Origin of the sequence: Proteus sp. PR00208 (genome assembly GCF_016238545.1) — a bacterium.
Classification (GTDB): Bacteria; Pseudomonadota; Gammaproteobacteria; order Enterobacterales; family Enterobacteriaceae; genus Proteus.
The window spans coordinates 1-15,058 of the sequence record NZ_JAEHQE010000024.1; the positions used below are offsets into that span (position 1 = coordinate 1).

The 15,058-nt window shown below is 37.8% G+C and carries 15 protein-coding genes; 3 read left to right on the top strand and 12 right to left on the bottom strand.

The features are described from left to right. Together JEP36_RS15015 and JEP36_RS15020 are read right to left on the bottom strand one after the other, a co-directional pair. Positions 1-830 (bottom strand): hypothetical protein (locus JEP36_RS15015; RefSeq protein WP_198630405.1); only part of this gene is annotated, 830 nt, incomplete at its 3' end. Between the two features lie 131 nt (positions 831-961). After that, the gene (locus tag JEP36_RS15020; RefSeq protein WP_198630406.1) at positions 962-1,231 is read right to left on the bottom strand and encodes a helix-turn-helix domain-containing protein; all 270 of its coding nucleotides are present in this window, start codon (positions 1,229-1,231) and stop codon (positions 962-964) included. A gap of 436 nt (positions 1,232-1,667) precedes the next feature. Here JEP36_RS15020 and JEP36_RS15025 point away from each other — a divergent pair, with 436 nt between their 5' ends. Further along, a complete protein-coding gene (locus JEP36_RS15025; RefSeq protein ID WP_198630407.1) occupies positions 1,668-2,459 on the top strand; it encodes a helix-turn-helix transcriptional regulator in 792 nt (263 codons plus the stop codon). Here the strand turns inward: JEP36_RS15025 and JEP36_RS15030 are convergent. Then, a complete protein-coding gene (locus JEP36_RS15030; RefSeq protein WP_198630408.1) occupies positions 2,438-3,292 on the bottom strand; it encodes a helix-turn-helix domain-containing protein in 855 nt (284 codons plus the stop codon). The two genes, JEP36_RS15025 and JEP36_RS15030, sit on opposite strands and share 22 nt — an antisense overlap. Positions 3,293-3,414: 122 nt before the next feature. Between JEP36_RS15030 and JEP36_RS15035 the strand changes: the two genes are divergently transcribed. Continuing rightward, the gene (locus JEP36_RS15035) at positions 3,415-4,062 is read left to right on the top strand and encodes a CPBP family intramembrane glutamic endopeptidase (RefSeq protein WP_198630409.1); all 648 of its coding nucleotides are present in this window, start codon (positions 3,415-3,417) and stop codon (positions 4,060-4,062) included. A gap of 609 nt (positions 4,063-4,671) precedes the next feature. Continuing rightward, positions 4,672-5,637, top strand: a complete 966-nt coding sequence (locus JEP36_RS15040) for a helix-turn-helix domain-containing protein (RefSeq protein ID WP_196532881.1) — start codon at positions 4,672-4,674, stop codon at positions 5,635-5,637. A gap of 142 nt (positions 5,638-5,779) precedes the next feature. Here JEP36_RS15040 and JEP36_RS15045 read toward each other — a convergent pair whose 3' ends face one another. The 9 genes from JEP36_RS15045 to JEP36_RS15085 all read right to left on the bottom strand — a co-directional run bounded on the left by JEP36_RS15045 (position 5,780) and on the right by JEP36_RS15085 (position 15,027). Beyond that, positions 5,780-6,064 carry a ferredoxin family protein gene (locus JEP36_RS15045; RefSeq protein WP_198630410.1) on the bottom strand — a complete coding sequence of 95 codons (285 nt, stop codon included), beginning with the start codon at positions 6,062-6,064 and terminating at the stop codon, positions 5,780-5,782. Beyond that, positions 6,061-7,347, bottom strand: a complete 1,287-nt coding sequence (locus JEP36_RS15050) for an FAD-dependent oxidoreductase (RefSeq protein WP_198620534.1) — start codon at positions 7,345-7,347, stop codon at positions 6,061-6,063. Before JEP36_RS15050 ends, JEP36_RS15045 begins: the two co-directional genes overlap by 4 nt. Before the next feature lie 63 nt (positions 7,348-7,410). After that, positions 7,411-8,352: an FAD-binding protein gene (locus tag JEP36_RS15055; RefSeq protein ID WP_198630411.1), complete on the bottom strand. Its 942-nt coding sequence runs from the start codon at positions 8,350-8,352 to the stop codon at positions 7,411-7,413. Positions 8,353-8,363: 11 nt separating this feature from the next. After that, positions 8,364-9,140, bottom strand: a complete 777-nt coding sequence (gene fixA / locus JEP36_RS15060) for a putative electron transfer flavoprotein FixA (protein ID WP_198620536.1) — start codon at positions 9,138-9,140, stop codon at positions 8,364-8,366. A 53-nt stretch (positions 9,141-9,193) separates the two neighbouring features. Further along, positions 9,194-10,333 carry an acyl-CoA dehydrogenase family protein gene (locus tag JEP36_RS15065; protein ID WP_088494521.1) on the bottom strand — a complete coding sequence of 380 codons (1,140 nt, stop codon included), beginning with the start codon at positions 10,331-10,333 and terminating at the stop codon, positions 9,194-9,196. 95 nt (positions 10,334-10,428) lie between these two features. Further along, on the bottom strand, positions 10,429-11,748 hold the full coding sequence (locus tag JEP36_RS15070) for a GntP family permease (protein WP_109373297.1): 1,320 nt from the start codon (positions 11,746-11,748) through the stop codon (positions 10,429-10,431). Positions 11,749-11,828: 80 nt separating this feature from the next. Then, complete coding sequence (locus JEP36_RS15075) at positions 11,829-12,962, bottom strand: 2-hydroxyacyl-CoA dehydratase subunit D (protein ID WP_198630412.1); 1,134 nt, start codon at positions 12,960-12,962, stop codon at positions 11,829-11,831. Further along, the gene (locus JEP36_RS15080) at positions 12,962-14,203 is read right to left on the bottom strand and encodes a 2-hydroxyacyl-CoA dehydratase subunit D (protein ID WP_069369783.1); all 1,242 of its coding nucleotides are present in this window, start codon (positions 14,201-14,203) and stop codon (positions 12,962-12,964) included. The genes JEP36_RS15075 and JEP36_RS15080 overlap by 1 nt, the downstream gene beginning before the upstream one ends. Next, a complete protein-coding gene (locus JEP36_RS15085) occupies positions 14,200-15,027 on the bottom strand; it encodes an acyl-CoA dehydratase activase (RefSeq protein WP_232805470.1) in 828 nt (275 codons plus the stop codon). Before JEP36_RS15085 ends, JEP36_RS15080 begins: the two co-directional genes overlap by 4 nt. Between the last annotated feature and the right edge of the window lie 31 nt (positions 15,028-15,058).

Consider the following 15,058-nt stretch of genomic DNA (forward strand, 5'->3'; position numbering starts at 1 on the left):
ACCACTTCGGGAATACTTAAAACTGGTGTGTCTGTTACGGGATCTGGTTTTGCTGTTACAGTAACATCATCACTTTTATTACCACTCGGATCTTTCGCACTTGCGGTAACATCACTGTTATCTTTTATATTGTCATTCGGAATGGTGACGTGATTGTTATCTGTATCAGGAATTAAGTCCGGATTGCTTGATGTCCAGCCATTATCGCCTTTCTCTAATGTGACAGTATTTGAGTTACCATTCTCATCTTCAAAAGTAACATCTACAGAATCACCTTTATTTGCATCTTTTGGTAAATCAATAGACACAGAACCATCATCTTCAGCTGTTAATCCAGGTTTACTTGGTGCGGTAACATCGGCATCATTACCTTTATTATCACCACCATGGTTTCTATTAGCTAAAAAGATCGCTAATGCACTACCGATAGAACCAGCAACCCATAAAAATAGACCAATTCCATCATCATTATCAGAAAGAGTACCAGTTTCACCAGCAACTAAATGCTCTAAAACAGGACCATCTTGAGTAATAGTGACTTCCCCCATGACCCCGTTTTGATCTAATACATTTAAAGTTGCATAACACTGTTCTTCTCCTGGTTTACATTCTTCCCAGAAATCTTTAATTACAACTTCGAACTCTTGTTCTTTACTAGATAAAATAAGATCATCTGACTTACGAAGTGCTTTAATATCTAGCGGTGAAAGATTTGTTTCAGAATCAATTAATTGGTAAACTTCATTGGGTTTTGCCGTTATCACATGCTTTGCATGCGGATTTAACTGCACTTGTATATCTGAATTTTTTTCAGAAAAGATAAATTTCATAATAATTACCTAGCATTAGAATAGAACTTCTAAACAGTAAATACGCGCTGTTTATTTAAAAATTCTTTATTAAGAATCAGTTACAAAATAATAGTCTTTCCTTATTCTCCCCCTTGTATTTGCATTGTTTTCTATTTATGAATATACTCGCGATTACAATCAATAATTATTCTCTTTTTACTGTCTAATATTTTTATAAAATGAAGGATAGAAATATTTAAAATAAAGCAAACTTCTATTAATGTAGAAACACTCCATTTAACATCACCTCGTTCGAGGCGAGAATAATGTTGTTGGCTTATATTCATTTTCTTTGCCACATTAATCCCTGTCAGCTTTTGAGCCTTCCTTATAGCTTTAACCTCGTTTCCTATTACATAATTAATATTCCAGCCATGCATCTTAATTACCTAAGAAGGGGATGAACATAGAAACACTACAAATATGATTTCACTTAAGTTCAGTGTATCACCTAGCCCTGCGCCCCAAATCAAACAAAGAAATAAATACCACAAAACAATAAATAAGATGTTTATCAATAAAGTAGAAACCCTAAAAAAGATACAACAACTAATTTTTTTAATTAAACTGCCAAAAATGTTAAAACATACTCGTATAATCAAAGTTATACTTACACCTATGTAATTTACTGTGAGAATTAGTCTTTACTTATGATAACCTACATAAAAAAATAACACTAAAAGATAAATAAATACCACTATTTGCTACACCACAAAAAATGTAATTTCATTTATAAAAATAAAACCATAGACTAATCATTAATATTTATCATTACTATTTAACTAATTAAATTTGGATTAAAGTGAGTCTATTTATATGAAAGATTATTATTTTCATTTAAAAAACTTAACCCTATCTAATTACATTATGTTATTAACAAAAGATAGCGAAATACGAATAGAAACGAGTAAATTTAAAAAATCAATAAATAAAAATAGTATTGCTCTAATATCAAAAGATATAAAGTTTGATGTATTTTTTTCTAATGAAAACAAACCAACCTTACTTTATTTATCTTGTGATGTCCTTAGAGATGCTTTAAAAATAAATTTTGCCTCTAATCATCTTATATTAAAAGAGAATACACAGAATATTGAAAATAATATTTTGATAAAAAAAACTCATCCAGAAGATATTCTGTTATTTAATAAATTAAAAACCAAATTTAATAACGAAATTATTACATCTGACAAAATAGAACATGAATATATATTAAAAATAGCATACTTATTAAGTGGATTAGAAATAAATATTATGAGTTTTATCTATAATATGTACAATTCATCATATACAAATAAAATAACCAATATCATTAGTGAAGATTTAAGTTATGAGTGGACAATAAAAGATATTAGTAAAAGGCTATATATTGGGACATCATCTTTAAGAAAAAAGCTTGAGGCAGAAAAAACAAACTTTACAAAAATATTAACCAAAGCAAGAATGGAGCATGCTATAAATTTATTAACAACAACAAATTTAAATATAAATACCATATCAAATAAATTAGGGTATAAAACAACGTCATATTTCATAAAAAAATTTAAAGAATACTACAATACAACCCCAAAAAAATTACTAAAAAATTACACTACAGGAACGAAGTAATCCAATGAACATATATTACTTTTATCTTTCATTTGTTTAATATTAAAAACCTCAATATCATAGCTATCCCTTTTTTTAGCTTTTAACTTTGGTAACTCTCTAAAATAAATAACATTAGATAATATTAAATATTCATCCCATGTACCATAAAATGAAAATTTATAATACCTATCACCATTTATAGACAAAAAAACTTCATGCTTATTACTAAATTCAAAAAAGTTATATACAGCTAACAAATTTTTAGTGGAGGTGGATTTTTCACATCGATAATATACATTCAAATAAAAATCAGAACTATTTTTTATTAAACCTTTTAATTTATCTATTTTATTTTTATCCTTAAAACCTAACCCAGTTCGAGCAATTTTAGCCTTAAGCTCAAAAGGAATATCAACATAAAAAACACTTTCCTCATATTCAGAAGATAATAAATTGACAAAACTCTCACTACTTATTAATTTTTGGAAAGTTAAATATTTGTGTTGTGGTATATAATAAGAAAAATCCCAGTATTTACAGGTTCGGTAAGCACTTGGTGTTACTTTAAAGTATCTTTTAAAAGCTCTTGAAAAATTCTGTTGAGAATTAAATTGATAAATAATCGATATATCTAATACAGATAAACTTGTTAATCGTAATAAAGTTGCAGACAACGACAAACGTCTTGCTAGGATATATCTAGCAATCGTCTTGCCAGTAAAATGATAAAACAAATCTTGAAAATGCCTTTTACTGTATCCTGATTTTTTTATAACATCACTTTGAGATAAAGGACTATTTAAATTTTCTTCAATCCAATCGAGGATAGTCTGTAAAAGATTTTCTTTCAAAATTTAGCCTTATATTAGCTATAAGTTATTTATATTTATTACATTAACACAAAAATTATTTTTATCATGCATAATAAATAAAACAAATTACTTATCTGATTACCCCTCAAAGACAAACATAAATGGAATCTCCCAAAGATCGAGTTTACCATTCAGTCATCTGCGTACTTGCCTTTATAGGCTACTTCTTTTCCTCTTTTAGCCTATTGCTAACGCCTTCATCTGTTGCACTATTTCAATCAACTTATATCATCTCATTGGTGAGCTTTTTTATTTACCTTCCCTACTGCCTAATTATTTGGTTTGCCTATCAAAAACACATTACATTAATGCCATTAGGCCGGCTTCAATGGCGAACATTAAAAGCCCCTGTCTTAACATTACTGGGATTATTATTTATCGGCATGTTTTTAGGTTTTGACGATGATTCATGGATAGCCGAGGTTGAACCCATTACAGGATTTGCTTTCTTCCTGTTTGCCCTTGCTGCTATGTTTATTGCTCTGATTACTGAAGAGATCATTTTTAGAGGTTTTCTATTAAATGCAGGCATGTGGTATGGCAATACAGGAAAATGGATAGCGATTATTCTTTCTTCACTGCTATTTTCAACTATGCACTATCAATATGAATCAATCACTACATTTATTCTTATTTTTATTGTGGGAGTTATCTTTTGTTTAGTAAGAATAGGATTTCGTTTATTAATCGCACCTATTGCCCTACACTGCATCAATAATTCAATCACTATTCTTTTCTTAATGATATAGCATTTTTATTTAATAAAACTCTCTTTGATATGGAAAAATGGTTATTATTAATAACTAATATAATAATATTTAAAGAGTTTTATTATTTTTAGCTAAATATTTTTTATAATAAAAAAATATTTATTATCTATAATTATCTTACTAACGCATCTTAAAAACAAATTACATTATTAACCATAAAAAATCATCTTATTAACAAGCCATTATTTAAATTACATAAAATCCATATTAACTCACACTCTGAAAAGAATGAAATAAATAAGATATTAATAAGAATCACTCTTAATCTATTTATGAGATCTCTCTCTAAAGATAGGAAATTAACTTAGGATTAATAGCATAGAAATGCTAGCATAAAAAATGCTATAAATTAATTCTATAATTTACATGATGTTAGTTTAAATAAATTAAAAACTTTTAAATATATTGTCTTCAATTTATTAACAAGAAAGATAATGAATATCTCTGTTAATAATTATTTAAACTTACTATTCTAATTTTAAAATTAAAGTTATAAAAACATTATTCTATTTCAACCTGGTTTAAGTCGTTTTTATACTAGATTGATAGCAACACAACAAAAATACTTTCAATAAAAGTGGGCGTACTATGAAAAGCATGTTTACGACTCGGGAGCTCCCTGACGTAGATCGGTTTTCCGTATTCAGGGATACAATAAAAGACCGCTTTTTATCGTCTTATGAATGCAATGAAGTCGAATTGCCTCCTCATTCTCGATTTTATGCCAACATTGTCGAGCAGAAGGTGACAAATATTCGCTTTATTCAGCTAGAGTCTAATGGTCACTGGGCGAGTAGCCGTCCTTTAACTCATAAACTTAGCTTGGAAGAGCATTTTCAAATTGAGATACAGCGTTCAGGAACTAGCCATCTTACTCAAGATGGAAGAACCGCATTTCTACGGCAAGGAGACTTTTGTATTTTTGATATGGCAAGACCCGTATCATGGTCTTTTGATAACGATTACTCATTATTTAAAATTTTGATCCCAAGGGAAAAACTAGCATCACGTTTAGGTAATACCCAAAATCTTACTGCAAGAGCAATACGAGGCAATAGCATTACAGGCTCCCTCGTTTATAGCTTTGTGATGCGCTATATTCCGTTCTTAGATTCAATGCCGCCACAACATGCACAACAACTTGCCGATATTTTATTGAATTTAATTACGTCTGCTTTCAGTGAATACAGTATTGCAACTCCACCTCAAAGCTTAGGAAGATCAACACTGTTTTATTTTGCCCAACACTATTTAGAGCAACATATTTCCGATCCAGATTTAAGTGTTAATCAATGTGCAAATGCTTGTGGGATCTCCGTGCGCTATTTACAGATGTTATTTAAAGAACAAAATACCTCTGTACTTCGTTGGATCTACCAAAAACGCCTTGAGAATTATAAAGCGGCTTTAGTTAATCCTCTCTTGGCAGAGAAAAATATTACACAATTAGCTTATGAATGCGGATTTAGCGATATTTCTAATTTAAGTCGAAAATTTAAATCCGAATTTTTTATGACGCCTTCAGAATATCGAAAAATACATTCGTTAAGATAAGTTTTAAAACAGGGTTATAGAGCATATAAAAATCATTTCAAGCATTATGATCCATATATGAATCAATATGTACTCAGAATGCTCATTCCCCCTCTAGTTAAAATTTTGGAGGTTATGTTAGAGGGGGATTGGTGTTGTTACATTAACCGTAACGAAATTCAATGCCTAAAGTGCCACATGGATATTCCCATTTCTTTAAAATTGTTTCACCACATAAAACACGGCAAGTTCCGCACTCTAAACAGCCCGCGTAATCAAAAAGGTATTGTCCTTTTTCATCTTTCTTATATAACCCAGCAGGGCAGGCTTTCATTAAGATGTCAAATTGTACAGGATCGATATCATCCTTTAAGACAATATGTGGATTTTCTTCATCCACATTAAATTTATTGACGCCTAATTTAACGTCTACGTTGACTTGACTCATAAAGAACGTACCCCCTTAAACCCATCTTTAATTAAGTTCATCACACCCACTTTCTTAACTTGAGACAGTATTTTCTTACGCACAGGTTTTTCTGGACCATTAATCACAAATAAGTCGTGCATCACGTTCGCAGCCATTTGCGGGTAATCCGTAAAGAATCTTGTATTATCGAGGAAAGAAGGCAAGTCTTTGTATAACTTCATATCTTTCATCACAAAGCTGTCATTTAATAAAGATTGGTAGCAACTTAATTCTTTTTGGCTATAACTGTTTTGCTCTTTCGCCATTAATACCGCTTTTGCAGCCGCTTCACCTGAAGCAATCGCTAAATCCATTCCTCTTACGGTATAGCCGACATTAAGGCAAAAACCTGCGGCATCTCCCGCCACTAATACGCCATCTTTGACTAATTCAGATACCATATTCATGCCACCCTCTGGCACCATATGCGCTGAATATTCTAATAATTTGCCGTCTTTGATAAGTGGTGCAACAACAGGGTGTTGTTTAAAATCTTCTAATAATTGAGGAACCGTTTTTTCGAATTTATCGACATTATGTAGCCCTAAAACAAGGCCTAAAGAAACGGTATTTTTATTGGTATATAAGAATCCGCCACCTAAATATCCACCTGATGGTGCGCCAGCAAAAAGCCAAGCTAAGCCTTCATCATTAGTACAACCAAATCGGTCTTCCATTTGTTGTGGCGTGAATTCCAATAACTCTTTAACCCCTACCGCCACAGTGTGAGGATTAATTTTTTGTGTCATACCTAATTGTTTTGCTAATAATGAATTAACACCATCAGCGAGGATAACCACATGGGCTTCAATTTCATCATCACCCGCTTTTACACCACACACCTTGCCTTCTTTCACCAACACTTCATCAACGCGAACACCCGTGATCACTTGTGCGCCAGCGTTTTCTGCTTTTTCCATTAACCATTGGTCAAATGAAGAACGTAATACGGTATAAGAGCGTGCAGCTTCCTCTTCTTGTTGCGTGTGTTGATAATCTAAAGTCACACCATCTGTTTCCGTGAGCATGGAAATTTTTTCACGCGTCACAAGGCGTTCAACAGGTGCTTCTTGGGCAAAATTGGGAATGATTTTTTCAAGGCTGTGCGCGTATAAACGTCCACCTGTCATATTTTTACTGCCAGCGAAATTACCTCGCTCTACAACTAAAACATCACACCCTGCTTGTGCTAATACATAGGCAGCAGTACCACCAGCAAGTCCACCACCCACAATAATGGCGTCAAAAATATCGTCTGACATACTTTCCTATCCTTTTATTATGTGTGGTCGCTTAGCAAATTATCACTAAGCGACCTACGGTGATTAGCCGCCAAGCTTCGCGGTTAATGCAGGTAACACTTTGTAGAGGTCGCCAACAATACCGTAATCCACCATATTGAAAATTGGGGCATTTTTATCTTTGTTGATAGCAACAATGACTTTTGCTCTATCCACACCCACCATATGCTGAATTTGCCCTGAAATACCGACAGCAACATAAACATCCGCACCTAAAGTCACGCCTGAAACACCAATGTAGCGGTCATGTTCCATCCAGCCTTCACCCTCAGCAATCGGACGTGAACAGCCCACTTCGCCTTGAAGGGCTTTCGCTAATGCCTCCGCGAGTGCAATATCATCCGCCTTACCAAAACCGCGTCCGACACCCACAACACAATGCGCTTTACCTAAATCAACGGCACTGCCATGTTTTGGCTTACGAGCCAATACTTTTAATGTATGTGCAGGGGCGATAAAGGCACTTTGCACCACTTGTGCATTGGGTGCGTCTTTGATGGCTTCCACATCTAATGCACTACCGACAGTCGCAATGGCATAAGGTGAGCGAATTTCTGCTTTAGCATGCGCTAAACCACCATAGACTTGGTGTGTAGCAATCACAGTATTGTTTTCAATAGCAATACTTAATGCATCACTGACAACACCAGCGTTTAAAGTCACACCAAGACGAGCCGCAATCGCTTTTGCTCGTTTTGATGAAGCAAGTAGAACCAATGCATTCGCACCCGCTTCTTTAATAATTGTGGCAAAAGAGGCCGCATAATCTTCAGCAATCACACCCTCTTGAGGTGCAAAGCAGTACACACAATCAGCGCCTAAGTTGACACATTCACGCGTACTTTCATCATCACCAATAAACAGCACATTAACCTTTTCACCAAGACCACGAGCAAACGCAATCAGCTTTGCTAAATCATCCGCTTTTTCGGCATAAACAAAGGTAGTAGGTAGTAAACTAGCCATTTTTAATCTCCTTATTGATTAACCGCTTGGCGTAAATGTTCAGCAAAAGTGGCAATATTTTCATCTGAATCACCTTCTAAAATAATACCAAGGCGATCAGATTGCTCTGGCGCACAAACTTGTGTTTGCACAACAGTCAGAGAAGAAATATCAACACCGATATCTCCTAACCCCAGCTTTTCAACTGGTTTTTTATTCGCCGCTAAAATGGCTTTCATTGAAGGGAGTTTTGGTGTGTTAATACTTGAAGTGACACACACAATGGCAGGTAATGTCAGTTCAAGTTCTTCAGTGATATTTTCTAAATCACGTTCAACAATGATTTTGTCGCCTTCAACGGTGATTTTGTTTACAGCGTTCACACAAGGTAAACCTAAATATTCACCAACGGCTAAACCCGTTTGTTGAGCGTATAAATCACCTGAACCTTCGCCGAAAATGAGCAAGTCAAACCCCACTTTTTTTGCTGCTTGCGCAATAATATTGGCAGTATCTGTTGAATAAAGCGCGCTACATGCATCATCAGCAACCAGCGTTAATGCATCTGGGCCACGCGATAAAATATCTTTTTTGATTTTCGCGTTTTCAACCATTGCACTTGTCCCCACACTTAATGCAGTTACAGTGCTATCACCAAGGGTAGAGGCTATTTCTACTGCGGTTTCAATTGCATTCAAGTCATACAAACTAATTTTTAAACCCGCATTATCGGTTGCGAGTGTACGATCAGGCCGTGTTGTGATGTCTTGTTCGTCATGAACAACCTTACAGCAGGCAATAAGTTTCATAATTCACATTCTCCGTTTTGCACAATGCAACAAATTAATAAGCTCAAATCTCATTACGCTAAAATATGCTTAGCGATGACCATACGTTGCACTTCACTTGTGCCTTCAAAAATCTCAGTAAGTTTTGCTTCACGCATCAAACGTTCAACAGGATAGGATTTGGTGTAACCCATACCGCCATGTAATTGAACGGCTTTTTGAGTTACATAAGTGGCAGCTTCTGCTGCATAAAGTTTGGCTTGAGCTGATTCACGAGTGTAAGGAAGACCTGCCATTTTGGCGGCAGCGGCGCGATAAACTAGCATACGTGCGCAATCAACACGCGTTGCCATATCCACTAATACCCATTGAATACCTTGATTAGCCGCAATGGGTTTACCAAATTGAATACGTTCTTTGGTGTAAGCAATAGTGGCATCTAAGGCACTTTGTGCGATCCCTAATGCCAATGCAGAACAACTTAAACGCCCGCCATCTAAGGTTTCCATCGCGATATTAAAGCCTTTGCCTTCTTCGCCTAACATAGCGCTGGCTGAAACAACACAATCACTGAAGCTCACAGAGCAGGTTTCAGAGCCGTTCATACCCATTTTGTCTTCAGGTAAACCAATGCTAATACCAGGGTTATCACGCTCAACTAAGAATGCGGTGATCCCTTTTACGCCTTTGCTTTTATCGGTCATAGCAAACACGATAAAAAAAGCACCTTGAGGCGCCGCAGTGATCCACAATTTAGAGCCATTAATCACATAGTTATCGCCTTGGCGAACCGCTGTTGTTTCCTGAGCCGCAGCATCACAACCCGCACTAGGCTCTGACAAACAGAAGCACCCTAATTTTTCGCCAGAAACCACACCTGGTAAAATGCGTGCTTTAGTTTCTTCATCAGCATATTTTTGAATAATTGGTCCTGTTAAAGAACATTGTGATCCCATGATCATGGCGTGAGAGGCACTCACTTTCGCCATCTCTTCTGTGGCTAATACATAGCTAATAGCATCTGCTTCTGTACCACCATAAGCTTCATCAATGTTGAAACCAAAGAGTCCCAATTCAGCCATCGGTGCAACACTCTCACTAGGAAAGCGATGTTCTTTATCAATAGCGCCCGCAATTGGTTTAATGTCGTTTTCAACGAACTCTCTGACCATATCGCGGATCAGGACTTGTTCTTCTGTTAGCTGAAAATCCATGTTTATCTTCCTCTGAGAATATTGATGGTTATCTCTATGGCGTGCGATTTCACGTTTGTCGTCTTATCGCACGCATTAATGGGTTAACGTGATTTCTACATCGTCGCTATTGATGCAGGTAAAAAGGTGTACAGCAGCAACATAAACATCATGGCTAACAGTGGGATAGCGAGGGTTAATGTCCCCACTGGCCCATAGCCCTCTTTATGGCTGACACCACAGACGCTAAAGACAGTAATAATCAATCCGTTAAATGGCGGTGTTGTACTCATAGATGCCATTGTGGCAACACGGTGTAATGAACCTTGATCAACCACGGTTGCAGGGAACATCGCAGCAATCATTGGCATGGCGATACTTAACGCACCAGAGCCTGAACCACTGATAAACACTAGCGCACCGACTGAAATTGCAGTCACAACAAGTGGATTAAGACCCGATTGAGCAATCGCTTGGAATGATTCTTTGAAGGCAGGTAACGTCATGACTAACGCACCAAATCCAACAATAACCGCCGTGTTAAAGAGGGAGGTCACCCCTTCCATCGTCCCTGCGGCTAAATTAGGTATGAGTTTTTTCCAATCTAGATAGCGTAAGTACACAATCAAGGCAGCAATAATGGCGCAGAACAGTGCAATAGCGGGATCCCATTTCAGGATATTCAGCACGACAAGCAGAATAAGCATCGGCAGTAATGCAACGAGCACATTCGGTAATTGGCGATCTTTTTTACCCTCTTCTGCTTTCGCCGTTTTTTCATCTTCAACCCAACCTTCACCTTTCGCTTTTACGCGCTTAAAGAGCCAAGTGAGATAAATAATCACTAAGGTGACTTGGAACAATGCTGTCAACATACCTGGTACTAAACCCGCAGTTGCTGACGTGCCTAGAAATTTCATTGGGATAAGGTTTTGGATCTGAGGCGATCCCGGCATGATCATCACAAACGTACCCGCACCTGCAAAATAGACAGCCGGAATAAGTCTGCGAGGAAGATTCGCTTTACGGAATAAACTCACCATCATTGAATAGACGGTAAACAGTGCAACAAACACTGACACACCGCCGTAGGCTAAAATGGCACAAGCCGCCACTAATGATGGAATAACGGCTCTTTCACCAAATTTACCAATAATAAAAGAGGCAACACTATCAGCAGCGCCACTGATAGCGGTTAATTTGCCAAAAATCGCACCTAGTACGAAAATGAAGAAGAAGCTGCCAAAATAGCCACCTAATCCGCCGGTATACACTTGTAATAGTGCATCGACAGGATTAAGCATATCTGGTGATACAAGCCATGCAGTCACAGCAAGAAATAGGCTGGTGGTAAAGACAGAAATAAAAATATGTATGCCTTTCATACACATAATCATTAATATCGCTAGCCCGATGATTAAACAAATAATACCCATGATTGCCCCACTTATATGTGTTAGGGTTCAATTGACCTGCGTAAATCACGCAGGTCTTTTGTGACTATTAATTAACGTTGTTAAGCAGAAAGCACATCTGCAAAAGTTTGCAGTGCTGTTCTTGCCTGTTCATATGTTTTAGTTTGCTGATCGATTTCGATAATGATGGAAGGAATGCCTTCTCTATCGAGGAATTTCTTCACAATAGGGGCATCAAATTCTTCAGGATCACAGAACTTCGTCAGTAAATAGACGACACCATCGGCGCCTGTGTTTTTCACCATATCGGCAATTAAACGACCGCGTTTTTTCTCTGGATCATACAAAAGTGAACACCCTTCAAGATGGGCGATTTGCTCAGCCATCGCTTCATAAGGTGCTTTGTTTTCAGGAATATCTTGGCGAAACTGACGAGACTCATGCGCGACTTCATCCGCCACAATCGCCATTTTGTTGTCAGCCAAAATTTGTAGAATAGAAGGGCTATCCGCAATAATGCCTGTTACAACAATCTTGTGTCCTTTCCAAGGTTCTGGAGACAAGGTTTTGCATTGTGCAACAATGGTTTCAACGACTTTTGTATGCTCAACGACATCCATAAAATAACCACTTTTGATCACAGTGTTACGACGTTGTGGTGTGACCAAGTTTGGATGAAGTGCCGCGATATCTGAAAACTCGCGTAATGCGCGACGGCGCTGATTAAACAGATGGATGGCATTTTTCAGTGCATCGTCTGTTACCGCTTGACCTGAAATCTCCCCTAATTGCAGTGCAATTTTCTTATATTGTTCAGTTAAGAATGCAATACCTGCTGGCGTTTTACGGTTCTGTGGATGAACCAATTGAATGAAAGGAACTTGTGGTACACCAGATTTCCAGTTTTGCCCTAAGCATTTTAAGGTGTCACAAAGAGAAGGAATTAAGGCCGCAGACAATTTATTTAATGCCCCATCTAATCCCATCTCAAGAGAAGAAAGCACTAGTGCACAATAGAAAGGAGGAAAATATTTCTTCGCTTCTGAGATCTCACGGCCTTCTGCACCCCAAATACCAAAAGGCACCATACCTGCGGCATAGACAATTTCATTCGGCGTATATTCAGGAAAACAGCCAACAACCTTTTTGCCACTACGAATAAACCCATCTAATTGAGCAACAGGGTTATCCACCACGGCTTGTAACTCATCAAACAACTCCGCTAATGTTTTCATTAGATGTCCCCCTTTTTCATTTCTGCTTTGTTAGCAGCCATAATTTCAGTCAATGCTTCAACACGGGTGACATACTGCGCTTCAGAGAAAACACGAGGATCAGCTTGGTCGCCATCAAAAGTCACTGTTGGGATCTTAAGTTCATGACGAATACGGCGCTCAATTTCAGGCATAATGCCACTCCAGAGCTTGCAACTACGGTTAACGTGAATAATCGCACCATCAACTTTATTCTGACGGCTCACGTTAATACGCATATCAGCAGCACGTTCAACAGAGACACAGTTAGGAACGTAGGAGTAAGCACGCATCATTTCGTCACTATTTTGATAAATCACACCAAATGCGGTGGCGTAAACAGTGGCAGTTACGTTGATACCTTGCTCTTTTAACGGAGTAGATGTGGCACGCAAGTAAGGCCAGCAGGCAATACCTTCAAAGAGAACTCGGTATTTTTCTTCACCGCGGTAAGTCGATTTTTTCTCTTTGATATTTTGTTCCATCTCTTCACACAGTTGCTCAAAAGCCAGTGCGGCTTCTAATTTACCGCGAGCACAAACAGCAACAGCCATGTGATTAAAGAGATCAAAACCATTCATTGGCGAAGGTTCATATTGGCAATATTCCGCCGCTTTTAACCATGCACGTCCTGTACGTTGCGAAATTTCACAGACTTCTTTAAATTTCTCTTCTGAGAACACTTTGCCTGTGACTTTTTCGAGTTGTTTGATGGCATCATCAAATTGCGCTTGAACATATTTCACCGTTACATCATCGGTGTCATAGTCATTTTTATAAGGAATATCGATAAGGATCATCGGGATATTCAGCTCATAAGCGATATTTTCATACCATTTGATCATGCAGTTACAAATGTTGTTACAACACAGCAAGAAGTCAGGCTGTGGCATATCCATCTCTTCACACTGCTTAATATCCATGTAAGAAAGGCTAATGCGTGCATAAGCACAGATATCATTGGAATAACCCATGCTTTCTGCGTGCTCACACATTTTTAAACCCGCACCTTTTGCGGCAATCGCAGCGGCTTGGTTTTCAGGATAAACCACACATAAACCCAGTGTTTCAGCGATTTCTTGCGGGAAGTTTGAGGCGCACCACCCTATTTTTTCACCGCTGTTTTTGGCATCCCACGCACGCTGATAAGCATCAGCGGCAATTTTTTGCAGTCGTTTTTTCGCAGGAATATAATCCGGCGCATTCATATCTACATTGCTCATTTTGATGTTCCTATTGTTAACGCATCGTCTTCCAGTTGATGGCGGTACGCTTCAAAGGCATAAATGGCGGCACCTATCGCCCCGTTATATTGTGATAATGGTGAGGTGGCGATAGGCGCGTTCAGCTCTTCGCTAACATAACGAACAACTTCAAAATTACTGGCAACACCGCCTGTCATGACAACAGGGGCTTCAACACCGACTCGTTTTGCAAGACCTGCAATACGGCTAGCCACAGAGCGGTGAATACCATTAATGACGTCGGGTATTGTTTCGTTATTCGCGAGATGAGAAATAACTTCCGATTCAGAGAACACGGTACAGGTGGAACTAATCGTGACTTTCTTCGTGGACTTAGCGCCCTCTTGAGCGAGATCGGAAATCTTGGTTTCTAATACTCGCGACATCACATCTAAAAAGCGTCCTGTACCCGCAGCGCACTTGTCATTCATCACAAAGTTCAATAAACGGCCTGCACCATCCATATGAAGTGCTTTAACGTCTTGACCGCCGATATCAATCACTGTTTTCACACCCGGAAAAAGAAAGTGCGCACCTTTCGCATGGCAGCTAAGTTCACTCACTTCTTTGTTGGCTTCTTTCAATGAATTACGGCCATAGCCTGTTGCGCAGATCCAGCTGATCTGACTGAGATCGCCGCCAAATTGACGCAATACTTCATTGATCGCTTTTTCAGGCCCAGATGTACCAGCGCCAATAGATGCCAATGATTTCGCGACAATCGCGTCACCATTTTTCATGATGATGCATTTCGAGGCTGACGATCCGATATCAACGCCCATTGTGAAAATGTCTTGTTGCATGCCTTTGCTCTCCTGAAAATTAAAAAAGTAA

What these genes read in the sequence shown, in the direction of transcription:
- JEP36_RS15020 (WP_198630406.1), bottom strand. Translation starts at nt 1,231, where the DNA reads ATGCATGGCTGGAATATTAATTATGTAATAGGAAACGAGGTTAAAGCT.
- JEP36_RS15025 (WP_198630407.1), top strand. Translation starts at nt 1,668, where the DNA reads ATGAAAGATTATTATTTTCATTTAAAAAACTTAACCCTATCTAATTAC.
- JEP36_RS15035 (WP_198630409.1), top strand. Translation starts at nt 3,415, where the DNA reads ATGGAATCTCCCAAAGATCGAGTTTACCATTCAGTCATCTGCGTACTT.
- JEP36_RS15040 (WP_196532881.1), top strand. Translation starts at nt 4,672, where the DNA reads ATGAAAAGCATGTTTACGACTCGGGAGCTCCCTGACGTAGATCGGTTT.
- JEP36_RS15045 (WP_198630410.1), bottom strand. Translation starts at nt 6,064, where the DNA reads ATGAGTCAAGTCAACGTAGACGTTAAATTAGGCGTCAATAAATTTAAT.
- JEP36_RS15050 (WP_198620534.1), bottom strand. Translation starts at nt 7,347, where the DNA reads ATGTCAGACGATATTTTTGACGCCATTATTGTGGGTGGTGGACTTGCT.
- JEP36_RS15055 (WP_198630411.1), bottom strand. Translation starts at nt 8,352, where the DNA reads ATGGCTAGTTTACTACCTACTACCTTTGTTTATGCCGAAAAAGCGGAT.
- fixA (WP_198620536.1), bottom strand. Translation starts at nt 9,140, where the DNA reads ATGAAACTTATTGCCTGCTGTAAGGTTGTTCATGACGAACAAGACATC.
- JEP36_RS15065 (WP_088494521.1), bottom strand. Translation starts at nt 10,333, where the DNA reads ATGGATTTTCAGCTAACAGAAGAACAAGTCCTGATCCGCGATATGGTC.
- JEP36_RS15070 (WP_109373297.1), bottom strand. Translation starts at nt 11,748, where the DNA reads ATGGGTATTATTTGTTTAATCATCGGGCTAGCGATATTAATGATTATG.
- JEP36_RS15075 (WP_198630412.1), bottom strand. Translation starts at nt 12,962, where the DNA reads ATGAAAACATTAGCGGAGTTGTTTGATGAGTTACAAGCCGTGGTGGAT.
- JEP36_RS15080 (WP_069369783.1), bottom strand. Translation starts at nt 14,203, where the DNA reads ATGAGCAATGTAGATATGAATGCGCCGGATTATATTCCTGCGAAAAAA.
- JEP36_RS15085 (WP_232805470.1), bottom strand. Translation starts at nt 15,027, where the DNA reads ATGCAACAAGACATTTTCACAATGGGCGTTGATATCGGATCGTCAGCC.